The organism is Streptomyces sp. NPDC004721, from assembly GCF_053601495.1.
Window position 1 is genome coordinate 39014 of record NZ_JBSGBZ010000006.1, and the last position, 15578, is coordinate 54591.

Sequence of the window (15578 nt, forward strand, 5' to 3'; positions counted from 1 at the left end):
CGGCCGTTGGCCCCCACCAGGCCACGCCGCCCAGGACCGGGCGTCGGCCTCAGTCGAGATCGGCCCACGGTCCGCTGGCCTCCTCCTTCGAGATCCACAGCAGAGGCTGGCTCGCGCGGCAGTATTCATCGACCTGGTCGTCCCAGGGGAAGCGGCCTTCCTTGTCCGGCCAGAACAGCTGCATGACCGGAAGCGGATGGGCCTGGTAGTAGTCGATCCCGGCACCGAAGAAGTCCCGGTACCAGCTCGGGTGGACCGGCCGGACGGTCACCGGGTAGCCGTTCAGGATGTCGTCACGCACCTGGTCGGCTTCCAGCCGGTGACCGTTGCGGATCTCTCCGCCCGCGACGTTGAGGATGGGCATCATCGTCTCGATCCGCAGGCCGAAGACGCAGACCTCGGGGCTGCGCAGGGTGTGCCACAGACCGATCGAGTAGGCCCAGTCCGCCGACGCATCGCCCCCTGCTCCGACGCCCATCACGTGCCAGCCGAACTCGGAAACGCTTGCGGCTATGCGGCCATCACGCTCCTCCCAGGCCGGACCATCCGGAGGAGGGGCGCACAGGAGGCAGAAGCAAGAGGAGTCGTTCACCCGAGGAGGTTACGACGCCTGCTTCTTCTCCTTGCCTCAGCGGTGGCGGCGGCGATGCCGGACTTCTCCAGCCCCCTGCCCACTTCACCTCCGAACTGCCGCTGACCTGCACAAACACGCCCCACCGAACCAGACGGGGCCCCACTTTTGCCCAGGACCCTCGGCACCAAACGCTATGTGATGCAGATCACATCCCCCCGGCTTTTTTGCGCATACCCGCGCTTGATACAAATTGCCTCGCGTTCCTGTCCGTCGACGGTCGCCCATCCCCCTCTTTTTCTTTCTCCACCCCTCCCCCCTGTCGTTTTCGCATGCCCTGGGAACGCCCGTGTCCTCCCCCGCGCCCGCGCTCTCGCGCGGTTCCTCCTGGCCCCTCGTCGCCCTTTTCATGGCGGGCTACCTCGCGCCCTATCTGCTGCCCACCATCGTCGGCCGCCTCGGCGACCGGCTGGGCCTAGGGCCCGCGCAAGCGGGGCTCGTCGGCAGTGCGCTGCTGCTGAGTTCTGCCGCGGCGGGCTTCACGCTCGCGGCGCGCGTCGAGCGGTTCGGGCCACGGCGTCTGGCCCGCTCCGGACTGCTGCTCGCGGCGCTCGGCTACGGCTGCGCGGCCCTGTCGGACAGTGTACCGGCGGTGGTCGCCGGGGCGATGGCGGGCGGCTTCGGCTCGGGCACGGCGACGACGGTCGCCGCGTCGGGCATCGCGGCCCAGCGCGACCCGCACCGCACCTCGACCTTCGGGCTGCTGAGCGTCTCCGCACTCGCCGGCGCCGTGTACCTGACGATCCCTCACCTCGGGCCCGGACACGGGCTGCCGTTCGCTGCGATCGCACTGACCGCGCTGCTGGTGTGGCCCGCGACGGGCCGACTCGCCGGTGCCGTGGCGCCTGGTCACACGGCGGCGCCGCGCGGCCCGCTCCCCTACCTCCGCTCGGGGCTCGTCCTCGCGGGCTCGATGCTGTTCTGGTCCATGGCGCAGAACTCGCTGTGGGGCGTGAGCGGCCGCATCGGCCTGCATCAGGCAGGGCTGAGCGAGGTCACCGTCGGCGCGGTCTTCGCCACAGCCCTGGGCACCGGGCTGCTCGGCGTCATCGGCGCGAGCGCGCTCGGCGCGCGGCTCGGACGGGCACTGCCGATCGGAGCGGGCACCGCACTGATCGCCTGCTGCATCGCTGTCAGCGCCTCGGCGGACGACCTGCCGTCGTTCGCGACCGGCGAGATCGCCTGGAACACCGTCTACCCGATCGTCCTCTCCTACCTCATCGGACTGGCGGCCTCACTCGACCCGCGCGGCCGCTGGGCGGTGCTGGCCGGATCCGCGTCCTCGCTGGGCACCGCATGCGGCCCGCTCGTCGGAAGCCTGCTGTCCGCGGGCGCCGGCTACCCGGCGATGGGCCTGGTACTGGGCGCCGGGCTGCTCCTGCTGGCGCTGCCGCTGACGGCGGTCGCCCTGCACGCCGGCGGCCGGCCGCTCGTCCCCGGTGCGGTCCGGCGCCGGGGCGGCGCCCCGGCCGCGGTGGTCGCGGCCACAACGGGCACCGCGTCCGGCACGGTGCCCCAGGTGGGCGCCCCGGAACAGCCGGTCGTCGAGATCGAGGTGCCGGTCGCCGGACCGGCGCCGGACCGGCAGGCGTTCGGCACCGCGGGCCCTCGAGGACTCGCCCCCGCGGAGGCGGCCCCGGGCGCCCACTGAGGCGTGGTCGAGGGACGCCGGCTGTCGCCGGCGTCCCTCGACACCCTGCTTGGTGGCGCGGCGGCGCCCGATGTACCCGGCGACCACGCTGCCCGGCACCCGCATGGGCGGGTGCCGGGCAGCCGCTGGGTCATCCGTTCTTTGAGATGCTCAGCGGGAAGGTGGGGGTGCCGACGTTGTTCAGCGTGATGGTGTTCGCCCGCACGTACGTGTCCAGGTACGGCGAGCGGTCGCCCTGGGTCGGCGAGTCGAACCGCGGGTCCTGCACCTCAAGGGCGAGCCGCGCGTCGGAGACCGTGATCGTCTCCCCCGAGGGAACGCTCCGCCAGCCGTTTGAGGTGATGGTTCCGATCTGGACCCCCAACTGGTGCCCTTGCTCGAAGGTCCAGTCCGTCGCCTTCAGGGCGAAGGAGGTTGATCCGCTGCTCTCCAGCAGTGCGACGTTCTCGTTGAACATCGTCGCCTTGCCGTCCGGAGCGACGTCCCACAACCGTGCCCAGACATTGCCCTGACCCCGGGTCTTCAGCGTGATCTCCGGGCTGCCCGTGATCCGCACCTGCTCAGCGGCGGGCGTGGACCAGGTCCAGTAGCTGTTGGCGGGTGCGTCGGCGCTGAGCGCACTCGTCCGGTCAGTCGTCAGCGAGCCGGCCCCCGGCGCGTCCTCGATGTCCAAGCCCCGAGACTCCGGCGCCGTCATCGACAGGCCGGCCTTCTGTGCCTTGCCGCCGTCGTCGACGTACTGCCCGGGCGCCAACCGCACCTTGTACGAGTCGTTGGTCACCGGCCAGGTCGGCTGGGCACGCCAGTGGCCGAGACTGTCCTCGAGGGAGAACGCCGGGTCGGTCACCGACGGTTCGATGCCGCGGAGGTACTGGTCGTAGAACCGCATCACCTCGTCGAACCAGCCCGCCCGGCCCATCTTGAGCTGGCCCTTGGCATTGGTCTCGTTACCGCGCACGTGCTCCCACTGGCCGATCCAACCGCGTTGCGGACCCTGATGGTTGGCCAGGTACTTCTGCATCTGCTCGGGCTTGGTGTTGTCCTCGATGAAGCCCGACGTGACGAACAGCGGCGTCTGGGATCCGGCGGCGCGGGAGGCAAAATCACGGGCACGCCAGAACGGCGACTTCGGGTCGGGGTTCTGGGTGTTGGTGAGGTTGTCGCTCTCGCACTCGGGGTGGTTCTTCTCGTACCCCGCGTTCGCCTTGTAGTGGTCGCTGTCGTCGGCCAGCGGCGCCATCGTCGCGATCGAGTAGTAACCCCGCGGGGTGCTGGTCACGTTGGAACGCGGCACCCCGTTGCTGTACAGGTAGTTGTACCTGTTCCAGGTCGGTTCTTGGGAAACGATCGCCCGCAGAGGCTTGAGCTTGAGGGTATTGGCCGCCAGCCCGGTGTTGGCGTCGTACGACTTGCCGTACATGCCGACCTTGCCGGTCGACCACGGCTGGCTCGCTGCCCACTCGACGGCCGCCTTGACGTCGGCCTGCTCCCCCGGGCCGAGGAAGTCCAGGCAGCCGGTGCTGCCGCCGAAGCCGCGCAGGTCGACCATCACGAAGGTGTATCCGCGTTCCATGAGGTGCGCACCGTCGATGAAGTCCTGGAATCGTGCCGATGGCCCGACATGGTTCCACCCCGCGGGGGAGCTCTCTCCCGCGTGGGAGAAGTACGGGCCCACCGACAGGATCACCGGCGTCTTCGCATCCGCCGGCAGGCCTGCCGGGCGCAGCACGTCGGCGTGCAACTCGACCCCGCTGTCGTCCGAGGAGGGGAAGTAGTGCTGCGTCCAGAGCGAGCCCTCCGGGACGCGGTCGTTCTCCTCGTGCGTGACGGGGTCGGTCGCGGTGGCCACCTCCGACCGGGCCTGCCCTGCGGTGGCGGACTCGGATGTGGTGTCGGGTGCTGCGGTGGCGGGTCCGGCGAGTGTGCCGGTCAATGCGAGGGTGGTGATGGCGACTGAGGCGGCCCAAGGGGCCGTGCGTCGTCTTCTCACTTGCTCCTCCCGGAGTTGTCGGTACGGGGCGGTGCAGGTGGCGCTGTCGAGCTACGGCCCCGGACCCGTCGTCGACGGGTCGACGAGGGGCAACCGCGCGCAGACGGACGGAATCTGGATTCCGGGTGCGCGCCGGAGCCGACGGCGAGGGAGCCTATGATCATCATTGACACGCGTCAACAGGGCGGTGTGAGCAACGTGTTGCTGGTGTGGCCGCAGATGTCCCGACCGGGGCTGGTCACGGCGGCTCAGGGGAGCGCGTAAAGCGACGGAGCCCGGACATGCCGGAGGGCAGGACCCTCGCACGTGATCGGAGTTCGACCGGCGTTCGCCCGTCCGGCGCACCCTCCCTCACCACACGGCCGGCACGTGCCCGGCACGGCACTCGCAGCAGCCGACGCGGGACCGGCCTGTGCCGCCGTGGCAAACCGCCCGCGGCGGCCCGGCTATCCGCCGAACCGGGCGGCGAAGGCGGCCCGGTTCGGCGACCGCGGCGTGCGGTCCCAGACCGCGAACACGACCTTCGCGAACACGTCCCGGTACGCGCCCGTGTCGGCCGCCAGGTGCGCGTGGAAGGCGTCGGCGACCTGTTCCGGATCGTTGCGGAACACGCCGCAGCCCCACGCACCCAGCACCAACTCGCACACCCCGTGGTGGGCGGCGACCGCGAGTACCAGCCCGGCGCGCTCGCGCAGCACCCGGGCGATCTCCTCGCCCGCGCCCGGGTCGCGCCGCAGCGCCTGCCCTGCGTTGGGCGCCGGGCAGGTCAAGAACGACACGGGGTAGGGCTCGGTCAGCAACTCACCGCGGTCGCCGCGGTGCACGGGGACCGCGGGCGACCAGATCACGCGGTGACTGTAGAGCAGGTCCGCGGACGCCCGGTGTGCCGCGTAGTAGTCGGGAGCCTCGAGCAGGCACGGATAGAGCAGAGAGGTGCGGCACAGGTCCTCCTCCTGCGCGCGGGCGCCGCCGAGGTAACCGCCGCCGGGATTGCGGGCGGAGGCGAAGTTGAGTACCGCGATATGTCCGGACCCGGCCAGATGCAGTCGGCGTGCCGCCTGCAGGCTGCTCTCCGCCGTGACCGTGAAGGCGGTGCCGTGCGTCAGCGCGAAGCGCTCGGCGGCGAGGTCCCGCAAGGCGGCGGGGGCGTAGCTGACGGTCCCGGAGCGGGCGGCGGCGAGCGTCTCACGCACCTCGACCCTGCGGCCATCCTCCAGCTGGTAGGAACCTTCTTCGGCGATGCGCGCGTTGCGCGCCGCGACCTCACGGAATCTGCTGCTCACAGCCACGGACGGTAACGGACACGCGAGGCGTCCGTCGACCGCGTTTCCAGGCGAGGCCATCCGGGACGCGAACCCACCGCCGCCGGCCGCGATCGCCTGCACCAGATGCCCGGCGTGCCCGGTGACGGTGAACCAGTCACGCACCGCTGCCGCCATACAAGCCGGCGGTTCAGGGCCAGGACAGCGACCTCCACTCCGGGCCGGACCGGCCAGCAGCAGGGCGAGGCCCATTCCCGCGGGGGCCGCCGCCCACCACACCGCACGCGGTCCACCCCATCGGGCCCTTTCAGCGCGAATCGCAGAGTCGCCATACTGGGACATATGCACTCAAGATCTACTGAATCCGCCGCGTAATCCGTGGCGAACCCAGACGTTCTGTGAAGCACTTCGACGTACTTCGGGAGACGACGATGAGCGAGCAGCCGTTCTTGCTTCCGTATGCCGATCCGGCCTTCGTGGCAGACCCGTTCCCGTTCTACCGACAGCTGTGCGAGGAGGGCCCGGTGCGGCGCGCGGTCATCGTCGGCGGCTTTGAGGCCTGGCTTGTCACGCGTTACGAGGACGGCCTCGCCGCGCTGCGCGACCCGCGCCTGAGCAGCGATGTCCGCGACGCGTCGGACCCCCGGCTCCTCCGACAGCTGCCCGCGACGGAGCGCGAGTCCATGTTGAACACCATGCTCCGGGCGGACCCGCCCGACCACGCCCGCCTGCGTCGCCTGGTCTCGAAGGCGTTCACCGCGCGCCGCGTGGCCGAGCTGCGGCCCCGTGTCCAGGCCATCACCGACGACCTGCTCGACACGATCGTGCAGGCCGGCCGCGCGGACCTCGTCGCCGACTTCGCGCTGCCGCTTCCGGTCGCCGTGATCAGCGAGCTGCTCGGGGTGCCCACTACGGACCGGTACGACTTCCAGCGGTGGACCGACGACATGATCCTCCGGGGACCCGAGCCGCCGGACCCGGCCGTGAGCGACGGTGCCTGGCAGCACATGCGCGCGTACCTGATCAGGCTTCTGGAAGCCAAACGAGCCAACGCCGGAGACGACCTGCTCAGCGCTTTGATCATCGCTCGGGACGAGGAGAAGCGGCTGGACGAGGACGAGCTGATCGCCATGGCGTTCCTGCTGCTGGTGGCCGGATACATCACCACCGTCAAACTGATCAGCGGCGGCATCGCCGCACTGCTCGCCCATCCCGACCAGCTTCGGCTACTGCGGGACGATCCGGCGCTGCTGCCGGACGCGATCGAGGAGTTCCTGCGCTACGACGGACCGGTAAACCCCGGCATCGCCCGCTTCGCGCGGGAGAACGTCGAGATCGCGGGCGTGAGGATCCCGCGCGGCGCCACCGTGCTGGTGGCCTCCGCCATCGCCGACCGGGATCCGGCGCGGTTCCCGGACCCCGATCGTCTGGACATCACCCGTGGGGACAACGCCCACCTCGCGTTCGGGCACGGAATCCACTACTGCCTGGGCGCCCCGCTGGCCCGGCTGGAGGGTCAGATCGCCATCGGGACCGCCCTGCGTCGCCTTCCCGGTCTCGCCTTGGCCGTACCGCCGGGCGAGCTGCGGTGGAGTCCAGGCGGTCTGCGCGGCCCCGAACGCCTGCCCGTCACGTTCACGCCCGGTTTCACGCCCGACGGTACGGGCCCGGCCGCTGCGGCGTAATACGGACCGGGCTTGCCCGCCCGGCCGAGCGTGCCAGGCTCCAGGCCCTGGCCGACGCGGCGGGGCTGACGCTGGACTCCTACCTGGCACAGGTCGCCGAGGAGAAGCAGCGCGAGCGCGCGCTGGCCGAAGGCGCCGAGATCTTCCGCCGGGTGACCGGCAACCCGGAGACGGTCGCCGCCTTCGATGCCGAGTACGGCGGACCCGGCTCGGAACGAGCTGTACGGCCACGGCCTGGCCGTCGCGTACCTGGGAATGCACGGAGAGCGGGTGGACACGAAGTTCGAGGTCTGGCGTGAGCTGATCGCCGACATCCGCACCCCGCGAGTGAACTCGTACGACATCGCCGAGCGCCTGCGCTCCTAGCGGGTCGGGTGACCTGAACGTCCTCAGACTTTCGGGGTCCTGATTGAAACCGTTCAATCACCTCGCGCCCGCTTCACGCGCCGGCTTCGCTCGGAGTGGCGACGGAAACTGGGGCGCTTGCGAAAGTACCTGCACACTGATTGACCTTCGCCCCGCTCGCCCTTACGTTACCCACACTCACCGGCACTGAATCGATTCATCCAATCCTGGGCGAGGAGTCGTAGTGATCAGTAGGAGGAGTGTTCTGGCGGGAGCGGCCGCCACAGTCGCGGCGGCGGCCCTGGACGCGGTACCAGCGGCGGCCTTACCAGCATCCGAACCTGTCCAGGCGCAGGCGGCCGCAGGGCACGACGGCCTGCGCGTCACGGCGCCGAGCGTGGAGTACGTCCAGCACCCCCTCGGTCTCGATGCACAACGCCCCCGGCTGAGCTGGCCGTTGGCCTCCCACAAGCCGGGTATGCGGCAGAGCGCCTATCAGATCCGCGTCGCCACCACCGCAAAGGGCCTGTCCCGTCCGGACGTCTGGGACAGCGGGAAGGTCGCGTCCGACGAGTCCGTCCTCGTACCCTACGGGGGTCCTGGGCTCGAACCCCGGACACGCTACTTCTGGTCCGTACGCGTGTGGGACGCCGATGGCCGGGCCTCCGGCTGGAGCGAGCCCTCGTGGTGGGAGACCGGCCTCATGGCTGCCGGGGAGTGGACGGCCGACTGGATCTCGGCTCCGGCGAGCCTCACGGACGTGCCGTCCCTCGAGGGCAGTTCCTGGATCTGGTTCCCCGAGGGTGATCCGACGAGCAGTGTTCCGGCGGTCACCCGTTGGTTCCGCCGCATCGCGGAGCTGCCCGACGGGATCACCGCGGCGACGCTCGCCATCAGCGTGGACAACGTGTACACCGTCTCCGTGAACGGGGTCGAGGTGGCCCGTACCGACCTGGAGACCGACAACGAGGGCTGGCGCCGACCGGCCGTGATCGACGTGCTGGACCGGGTGCGCGCCGGTGACAACGTCATCGCCGTCTCCGCCACCAACGCGTCCCCGGGCCCGGCGGGGCTCATCGCCGTTCTCACGGTCCGTACCGCCTCCGGCGAGCAGAGGACGGTCACCGATGCCTCCTGGAAGGCCGCGAACACAGAACCTCCCGCCGACTGGCGCGGGCTCGGCTTCGACGACGCCGGCTGGCCGGCGGCGAGGGTGGCGGCACCGTGGGGCGGCGGGCCCTGGGGAAGGATCGTCCCGGTGACGTACGCCGTCACCCAGCTGCGCCACGAGTTCCGGCTCCGGAGCCGGAAGGTGTCCCGGGCGCGGCTGTACGCCACGGCGCTCGGTCTCTACGAGGCCCATCTCAACGGCAGCCGCGTGGGTCGCGACCAGCTCGCTCCCGGGTGGACGGACTACCGCACCCGTCTCTCGTACCAGACGTACGACGTCACCGCTCTTCTGCGGCCCGGCGCGAACGCCATCGGTGTGTATCTCGCACCCGGCTGGTACGCGGGCGACGTCGGCATGTTCGGTCCTCACCAGTACGGCGAACGCCCGGCGCTGCTGGCACAGTTGGAGGTGGAGTACGCGGACGGGACGAGCGAGCGCATCACATCGGACGCCGGCTGGCGGGCCGCCTCCGGGGCGATCGTCGCCGCCGACCTCCACGGTGGCGAGACGTACGACGCGCGCAAGGAGACCCCCGGCTGGACCTCACCCGGCTTCGACGACGGGAGTTGGCTCGGCGTACGCGGCGCCGGCGACGTCGGCCCCCGTCTGATCGTCGCGCAGGAGGCCGGTCCGGTCCGTGTGACCGAGGAACTGACACCGAAGAAGGTGACCGAACCCAGGCCCGGTGTCTTCGTGTTCGACCTGGGCCAGAACATGGTCGGTTCGGCACGCCTGCGCGTGTCGGGAGCCGCGGGAACGACCGTCCGGCTCAGACACGCCGAGGTGCTCAACCCCGACGGCACCGTCTACACGGCGAACCTGCGGAGCGCGTCGGCGACAGACTCGTACACCCTCAAGGGCCGCGGGGAGGAGAGCTACGAGCCCCGCTTCACCGTCCACGGTTTCCGCTATGTCGAGGTGACCGGATTCCCCGGCACTCCCTCGGCGAGAGCCGTCACCGGACGTGTCATGCATACGTCAGCGCCGTCCACGCTCGACTTCGAGACCGACGTACCGATGCTCAACCAACTGCACCGCAACATCACCTGGGGGCAGCGCGGGAACTTCCTCTCCGTTCCGACGGACACGCCCGCGCGCGACGAGCGCCTGGGGTGGACCGGGGACATCAACGTCTTCGCGCCCACGGCCGCCTACACGATGGAGTCGGCCCGCTTCCTGTCCAAGTGGCTCGTCGACCTCCGGGACTCCCAGACCGCGGAGGGCGCTTTCACGGACGTGGCGCCGGCGGTCGGCGGACTCGGCAGCGGCACCGCCGGCTGGGGCGACGCGGGCGTCACCGTCCCCTGGTCCCTCTACCAGGCATACGGCGACCGCCAGGTCCTGGCGGACGCCTGGCCGTCCGTCCAGGCGTGGCTGAAGTACCTGGAGAAGAACAGCAACCGACTGCTGCGCCCCGCTCAGGGATACGGCGACTGGCTGAACGTCGACGACGAGACGCCCAAGGACGTCATCGCCACCGCGTACTTCGCGCACAGCGCCGACCTCGCGGCTCGGATGGCCGCCGAACTCGGCAAGGATCCTGCCTCCTACCTCGCTCTCTTCGAACAAGTACGAGAGGCGTTCCGGAACGCTTATGTCACCTCCGACGGCAGGGTCAAGGGTGATACACAAACGGCTTATGTCCTCGCGCTGTCGATGGACCTGATGCCGGACGGATTGCGGAAGGCCGCGGCCGGCCGGCTCGTCGCCCTGATCGAGGCCAGGGACTGGCACCTCTCAACAGGTTTCCTCGGCACGCCCCGGCTGCTGCCCGTCCTGACCGACACGGGGCACACCGACGTCGCCTATCGCCTGCTGCAGCAGCGCTCCTACCCCAGTTGGGGCTACCAGATCGACAAGGGCTCCACGACGATGTGGGAACGCTGGGACTCCATACGGCCCGACGGCAGTTTCCAGGACCCGGGCATGAACTCCTTCAACCACTACGCGTACGGCTCGGTGGGAGAGTGGGTGTACGCGAACATCGCCGGCATCTCTGCGGGCCGGCCCGGCTACCGCGAGATCGTCATACGCCCCCGTCCGGGCGGTGCCGTCACCTCCTCCCGCGCCACGTTCACCTCGGTCTACGGGCCTGTCTCCACACAGTGGCGGCAGCAGGGCGGCCGCTTCAATCTGACCTGCACGGTGCCGCCCAACACGGCTGCCGAGGTGTGGATCCCCGCATCCACTCCGGAGGCGGTCACCCACACGCACGGGACGTTCCTGCGCCAGCAGGACGGCTGCACGGTCTATCAGGTCGGCTCCGGCACGCACCACTTCACCGCCTGACCGCGGTGCCTCATTACCGACGGCCGGGCGCCTTGCGACACCCGGCTGTCGGGGTGGTGGCGAGGAGGGGGGACTACAGCGGCGTGACGTACGCGCCCGAGATCCCGCCGTCGACGAGGAAGTCGGTGGCGTTGACGAACGACGAGTCGTCGCTCGCGAGGAACGCGACCGCGGCCGCGATCTCGTCGGCCTCCGCGAACCGCCCGACCGGGATGTGCACGAGGCGTCGCGCCGCGCGCTCCGGGTCCTTCGCGAACAGCTCCTGGAGAAGCGGGGTGTTCACGGGCCCCGGGCAGAGCGCGTTCACCCGGATACCCTCGCGGGCGAACTGCACGCCCAGCTCGCGCGACATGGCGAGCACGCCGCCCTTGGACGCGGTGTAGGAGATCTGCGAGGTGGCGGCGCCCATGATGGCCACGAACGAGGCGGTGTTGATGATGGAACCGCGGCCCTGACGCTGCATATAGGGGATGGCGGCCTTGCAGCACAGGTACACCGAGGTCAGGTTGACCTCTTGGACCCGCCTCCAGGCGTCCAGGCCGGTCTCCAGGATCGAGTCGTCGTCCGGCGGCGAGATGCCCGCGTTGTTGAAGGCGATGTCGACGGAGCCGTAGGTGTCGAACGCGGCCTTGAACAGCGCCTCGACCTGCTCGGCGTCGGTCACGTCCACCTTCACGAAGGTGCCCCCGACCTCCTCGGCGGCGGCCTTGCCCGCGGTGTCGTCGATGTCGCCGCAGACGACGTTCGCGCCCTCGGAGGCGAGCCGGCGCGCGGTGGCGAGGCCGATGCCGCTGCCTGCGCCGGTGATGACGGCGGTACGGCCGACGAGGCGGCGGCAGACGTTGCTGGTGTCGGTCATGAGTGCTCAGCCCTCCGTGCTGTTCGTGCTGGTGGAAACGTTGCTGATGAAGACGTTCTTGGTCTCGGTGAAAGCGGCGAGCGCGTCCGGACCGAGTTCGCGGCCGAGCCCCGACTGCTTGTAGCCGCCGAACGGGGTCCAGTAGCGAACGCTGGAGTGGGAGTTGACGGAGAGGTTCCCGGCCGCGACGGCGCCGGACACGCGCAGCGCACGGCCCACGTCCCGTGTCCAGATCGACCCGGACAGGCCGTACTCGGTCGCGTTGGCGAGCCGTACCGCGTCGGCCTCGTCCTCGAAGGGCAGGACGACCGCGACCGGGCCGAAGACCTCTTGGGCGGCGATGGGCGCGGCCGGGTCGACGTCGGTGACGACGGTCGGCGGGAACCAGAAGCCGGACCCTTCGGGCGCGCTGCCACGGATCGCCTTCAGGTCGTCGGTGACATACGACCGTACGCGCTCCAGTTGGACCTTCGAGATCAGCGGGCCCATCTGGGTGCGCTCGTCGTTCGGGTCGCCGACGACGACGGACTCGATGCCGGGCGTGAGCAGGTCCAGGAAGCGGTCGTAGACGGAGCGCTGGACGAGGATGCGGGTGCGGGCGCAGCAGTCCTGCCCCGCGTTGTCGAGGAACGACATGGGCGCGGCAGCGGCGGCGGCCTCGATGTCGGCGTCGGCGAAGACGATGTTGGGGCTCTTGCCGCCGAGTTCGAGGGTCACGCGCTTCACGCGGGCGGCGCACTTGGCCATGATCGCCTTGCCCACCCGGGTGGATCCGGTGAACACGATCTTGGCGACGCCGGGGTGCTCGACGAGTGCGTTGCCCGCCACGTCGCCCGTGCCGGGCAGCACCTGGAAGAGGTGTTCGGGAAGGCCTGAGTCCAGGGCGAGTTCGGCGAGCCGGAGGGCGGTCAGCGGGGTCGTCTCCGCGGGCTTGAGGAGGACGGCGTTGCCGGCCGCGAGTGCGGGTGCGGTCCCCCACGCGGCGATCGGCACCGGGAAGTTCCACGGCGCGATGACACCGACGACTCCGAGGGGTTCGAGGAACGTGATGTCGAGCCCGCCGGGGACGGGGATCTGCCGGCCGGACAGGCGTTCCACTCCCCCGGCGGCGAAGTCGAGCAGATCGCGGGCGTTGCCCGCCTCCCAGCGCGCGTTGCCGATGACGTGCCCGGCCTCGCGTACCTCCAACTGGGCGAGTTCTTGGAGGTGTTCGTCTACGGTGGTGGCGAAGCGGCGCAGCAGCCTGGCCCGGTCGGCGGGCGCGAGGGCGGCCCAGCGGGTCTGGGCCGCAGCCGCGCGGGCGACGGCCGCGTCGACGTCCTCGGGAGTCGCGGCGGGGACGGTCGCGATGACTTCTTCCGTCGCCGGGTTCAGTACCTGGTGCTCGTGCACGTACGTGTCCATTTCCTCGTGGTACTCGTGCTCGTACGACAAGAAGGGCCTCACATGCGTTCGAAGGAGCGGCGGAGTTCCCAGTCGGTGACCGCGGCGTCGAAGGCGTCGAGTTCGACGCGGGCCATGTTGCGGTAGTGCGCGACCACTTCGTCACCGAAGGCGGCCTTGGCGATCGGGCTGTTCTCCCAGAGCTCGGCGGCCTCGCGCAGGGTGGTGGGGACGTGTTCGTAGTGGGCGGTGTATGCGTTGCCCGGACATTCGTCGGGCAGCTCCAGCCGCTGCTCGATTCCGTGGAGACCGGCGGCGATCAGGCCGGCGACCGCGAGATGCGGGTTGACGTCGCCGCCAGGCAGCCGGTTCTCGAAGCGCAGCGAACGGCCGTGGCCGACGACGCGCAGCGCGCAGGTGCGGTTGTCGTATCCCCAGGCGACGGCGGTCGGCGCGAAGGAGCCGGGCTGGAAGCGCTTGTAGGAGTTGATGTTGGGGGCGTAGAGGAGGGAGAAGTCCCGCAGCGCGGCCAGTTGCCCGGCGAGGAAGTGCCGCATCACCGGGGACATGCCGCCTGGTCCGTCCCCGGCCATGAGGCTGTTGCCGGCCGCGTCGGCGAGGGAGAGGTGGATGTGGCAGGAGTTTCCCTCGCGCTCGTTGTACTTCGCCATGAAGGTGAGGGCGTAGCCCTCCTGCGCTGCGATCTCCTTGGCCCCGGTCTTGTAGACGGCATGCTGGTCGCAGGTGACCAGGGCTTCGTCGTAGCGGAACACGATCTCGTGCTGCCCGGGATTGCACTCGCCCTTCGCGGATTCGACGGTCAGGCCCGCCGCGCTCATCTCGTTGCAGATGCGGCGCAGCAGCGGCTCGATGCGGCCGGTGCCGAGGACCGAGTAGTCGACGTTGTACTGGTTGACCGGGGTGAGGCCCTGGTAGCCGGCGTCCCAGGCCTGTTCGTACGAGTCCTTGAAGACGATGAACTCGAGCTCCGTGCCGACCTTGGCCGTGTAGCCGAGCTCGGCGAGCCGTTCGAGCTGGCGGCGCAGGATCTGGCGGGGCGCGGCCACGACCGGTGATCGGTCCTCCCAGGCGAGGTCGGCCATCAGCATCGCGGTGGCCTGGTTCCAGGGCACCCGGCGCAGGGTGGCCAGGTCGGGGAGCATGGCGAAGTCGCCGTAGCCGCGGTCCCAGGAGGACATCTCGTAGCCTTCGACGGTGTTCATCTCCGCGTCGACGGCGAGGAGGTAGTTGCAGCACTCCGTACCGTGCCGGAGGACTTCGTCGAGGAAGAAGCGTGCGGCGAACCGCTTGCCCTGGAGCCGCCCTTGCATATCGGGGAAGGCGAGGACAACAGTATCAATCTCGCCGCTCGCGACGAGGGCACGAAGCTCCTCGACGCTGAGCGGGGGTGTGCGGTCTGCCACGGGAAAGCCTCCTTCGGTCAGCCGAGGCCTATAAGGTATTGCCGAGAACCATTGCTTGGGAAGGGGTGCGGCCAGATGTCGCAGACGGACGCGGGCGAGAGTGCCTTCACGGACGACCCGCTGACTCCGGTGCTGCGGCCGGTGCGGGCGGGGAACGGTTTCGAGGAGGCTCTTGAACAGATACTCCAGGTCGTACGGCTGGGCCTGGTGCCCGGCGGCGAGCGACTGCCGTCCGAACGGGAGCTGGCGGACCGGCTCGGCATCAGCCGGGTGACGCTGCGCGAGGTGCTGAAGGTCCTCCAGGACCAGGGCCTGGTGGAGTCGCGGCGCGGCCGCTACGGCGGAACGTTCGTCCTGCCGAAGGCGGCCGCCCCCGGTGAGGACGAGCTGCGCCGCCGTATCGAGGAGGTCGACGTCGAGGACGTCCTGCGGTTCCGGGAGGTGCTGGAAGTGGGCGCGGCCGGGCTGTGCGCGGCACACGGGCTCACCGACGAGCAGGCGGAGCGGCTGCGGGACGCGCTCGCCCGCACGCACGACGCGCCGCTCACCGAGTACCGCCGGCTCGACACGCTGCTGCACCTCACACTCGCCGAGCTGTCCGGATCACCGACGCTCACCGCGCAGTACGCGGCTGTGCGCGCGACCGTGAACGACCTGCTGGACTGCATCCCGCTGCTGGTGCGGAACCTGGAGCACTCACAGCGCCAGCACATCGCCCTGGTCGAGGCCGTGCTGGACGGGGACGCCGACGGCGCGCGGGAGATGATGCGCGAGCACTGCGCGGGCACGGCCGCGTTGCTGCGCGGCTTCCTGACGTGAGCGGGCGATTCACGGCGACGTCACCGCACGGGTCTTGATTTCTCGCCACCTTCGACACAAAGGTATGAA

General features: G+C 70.1%; 11 protein-coding genes. 5 read left to right on the plus strand and 6 right to left on the minus strand.

The window, feature by feature from the left end; all coding sequences use genetic code 11:
- Positions 1-49: 49 nt before the first annotated feature.
- Positions 50-592, minus strand: coding sequence for a DUF4262 domain-containing protein (locus tag ACWEK3_RS06900; protein WP_450540429.1), 543 nt, complete (start codon positions 590-592; stop codon positions 50-52).
- Between the two features lie 388 nt (positions 593-980).
- On the opposite strand from ACWEK3_RS06900, the gene ACWEK3_RS06905 reads away from it, so the two are divergent.
- Positions 981-2282, plus strand: coding sequence for an MFS transporter (locus ACWEK3_RS06905; protein ID WP_453249183.1), 1302 nt, complete (start codon positions 981-983; stop codon positions 2280-2282).
- 130 nt (positions 2283-2412) lie between these two features.
- Here the strand turns inward: ACWEK3_RS06905 and ACWEK3_RS06910 are convergent, their stop codons facing one another.
- Both ACWEK3_RS06910 and ACWEK3_RS06915 read right to left on the minus strand, forming a co-directional pair.
- A complete protein-coding gene (locus tag ACWEK3_RS06910) occupies positions 2413-4215 on the minus strand; it encodes a CocE/NonD family hydrolase (protein WP_453249099.1) in 1803 nt (600 codons plus the stop codon).
- A 503-nt stretch (positions 4216-4718) separates the two neighbouring features.
- Positions 4719-5555, minus strand: coding sequence for a TIGR02452 family protein (locus tag ACWEK3_RS06915; protein WP_450540432.1), 837 nt, complete (start codon positions 5553-5555; stop codon positions 4719-4721).
- Between the two features lie 410 nt (positions 5556-5965).
- Here ACWEK3_RS06915 and ACWEK3_RS06920 point away from each other — a divergent pair, with 410 nt between their 5' ends.
- From ACWEK3_RS06920 to ACWEK3_RS06930, 3 genes are all read left to right on the plus strand, one after another.
- Complete coding sequence (locus ACWEK3_RS06920) at positions 5966-7219, plus strand: cytochrome P450 family protein (protein ID WP_450540434.1); 1254 nt, start codon at positions 5966-5968, stop codon at positions 7217-7219.
- A gap of 186 nt (positions 7220-7405) precedes the next feature.
- Positions 7406-7585 (plus strand): hypothetical protein, encoded by a 180-nt coding sequence (locus ACWEK3_RS06925; protein ID WP_450540436.1) that lies wholly within the window; start codon positions 7406-7408, stop codon positions 7583-7585.
- Between the two features lie 223 nt (positions 7586-7808).
- Positions 7809-11024 carry an alpha-L-rhamnosidase gene (locus ACWEK3_RS06930; protein ID WP_453249100.1) on the plus strand — a complete coding sequence of 1072 codons (3216 nt, stop codon included), beginning with the start codon at positions 7809-7811 and terminating at the stop codon, positions 11022-11024.
- A 73-nt stretch (positions 11025-11097) separates the two neighbouring features.
- On the opposite strand, the gene ACWEK3_RS06935 is transcribed toward ACWEK3_RS06930, so the two are convergent.
- The 3 genes from ACWEK3_RS06935 to ACWEK3_RS06945 are packed head-to-tail and all read right to left on the minus strand — an operon-like array spanning position 11098 to position 14690.
- On the minus strand, positions 11098-11883 hold the full coding sequence (locus ACWEK3_RS06935) for a 3-oxoacyl-ACP reductase (RefSeq protein WP_365775287.1): 786 nt from the start codon (positions 11881-11883) through the stop codon (positions 11098-11100).
- 6 nt (positions 11884-11889) lie between these two features.
- Positions 11890-13287, minus strand: coding sequence for an aldehyde dehydrogenase family protein (locus tag ACWEK3_RS06940; protein ID WP_453249101.1), 1398 nt, complete (start codon positions 13285-13287; stop codon positions 11890-11892).
- Positions 13288-13325: 38 nt separating this feature from the next.
- Complete coding sequence (locus ACWEK3_RS06945; RefSeq protein ID WP_450540442.1) at positions 13326-14690, minus strand: glutamine synthetase family protein; 1365 nt, start codon at positions 14688-14690, stop codon at positions 13326-13328.
- 75 nt (positions 14691-14765) lie between these two features.
- Between ACWEK3_RS06945 and ACWEK3_RS06950 the strand changes: the two genes are divergently transcribed.
- Positions 14766-15509: a FadR/GntR family transcriptional regulator gene (locus ACWEK3_RS06950; RefSeq protein WP_450540443.1), complete on the plus strand. Its 744-nt coding sequence runs from the start codon at positions 14766-14768 to the stop codon at positions 15507-15509.
- Positions 15510-15578 lie beyond the last annotated feature (69 nt).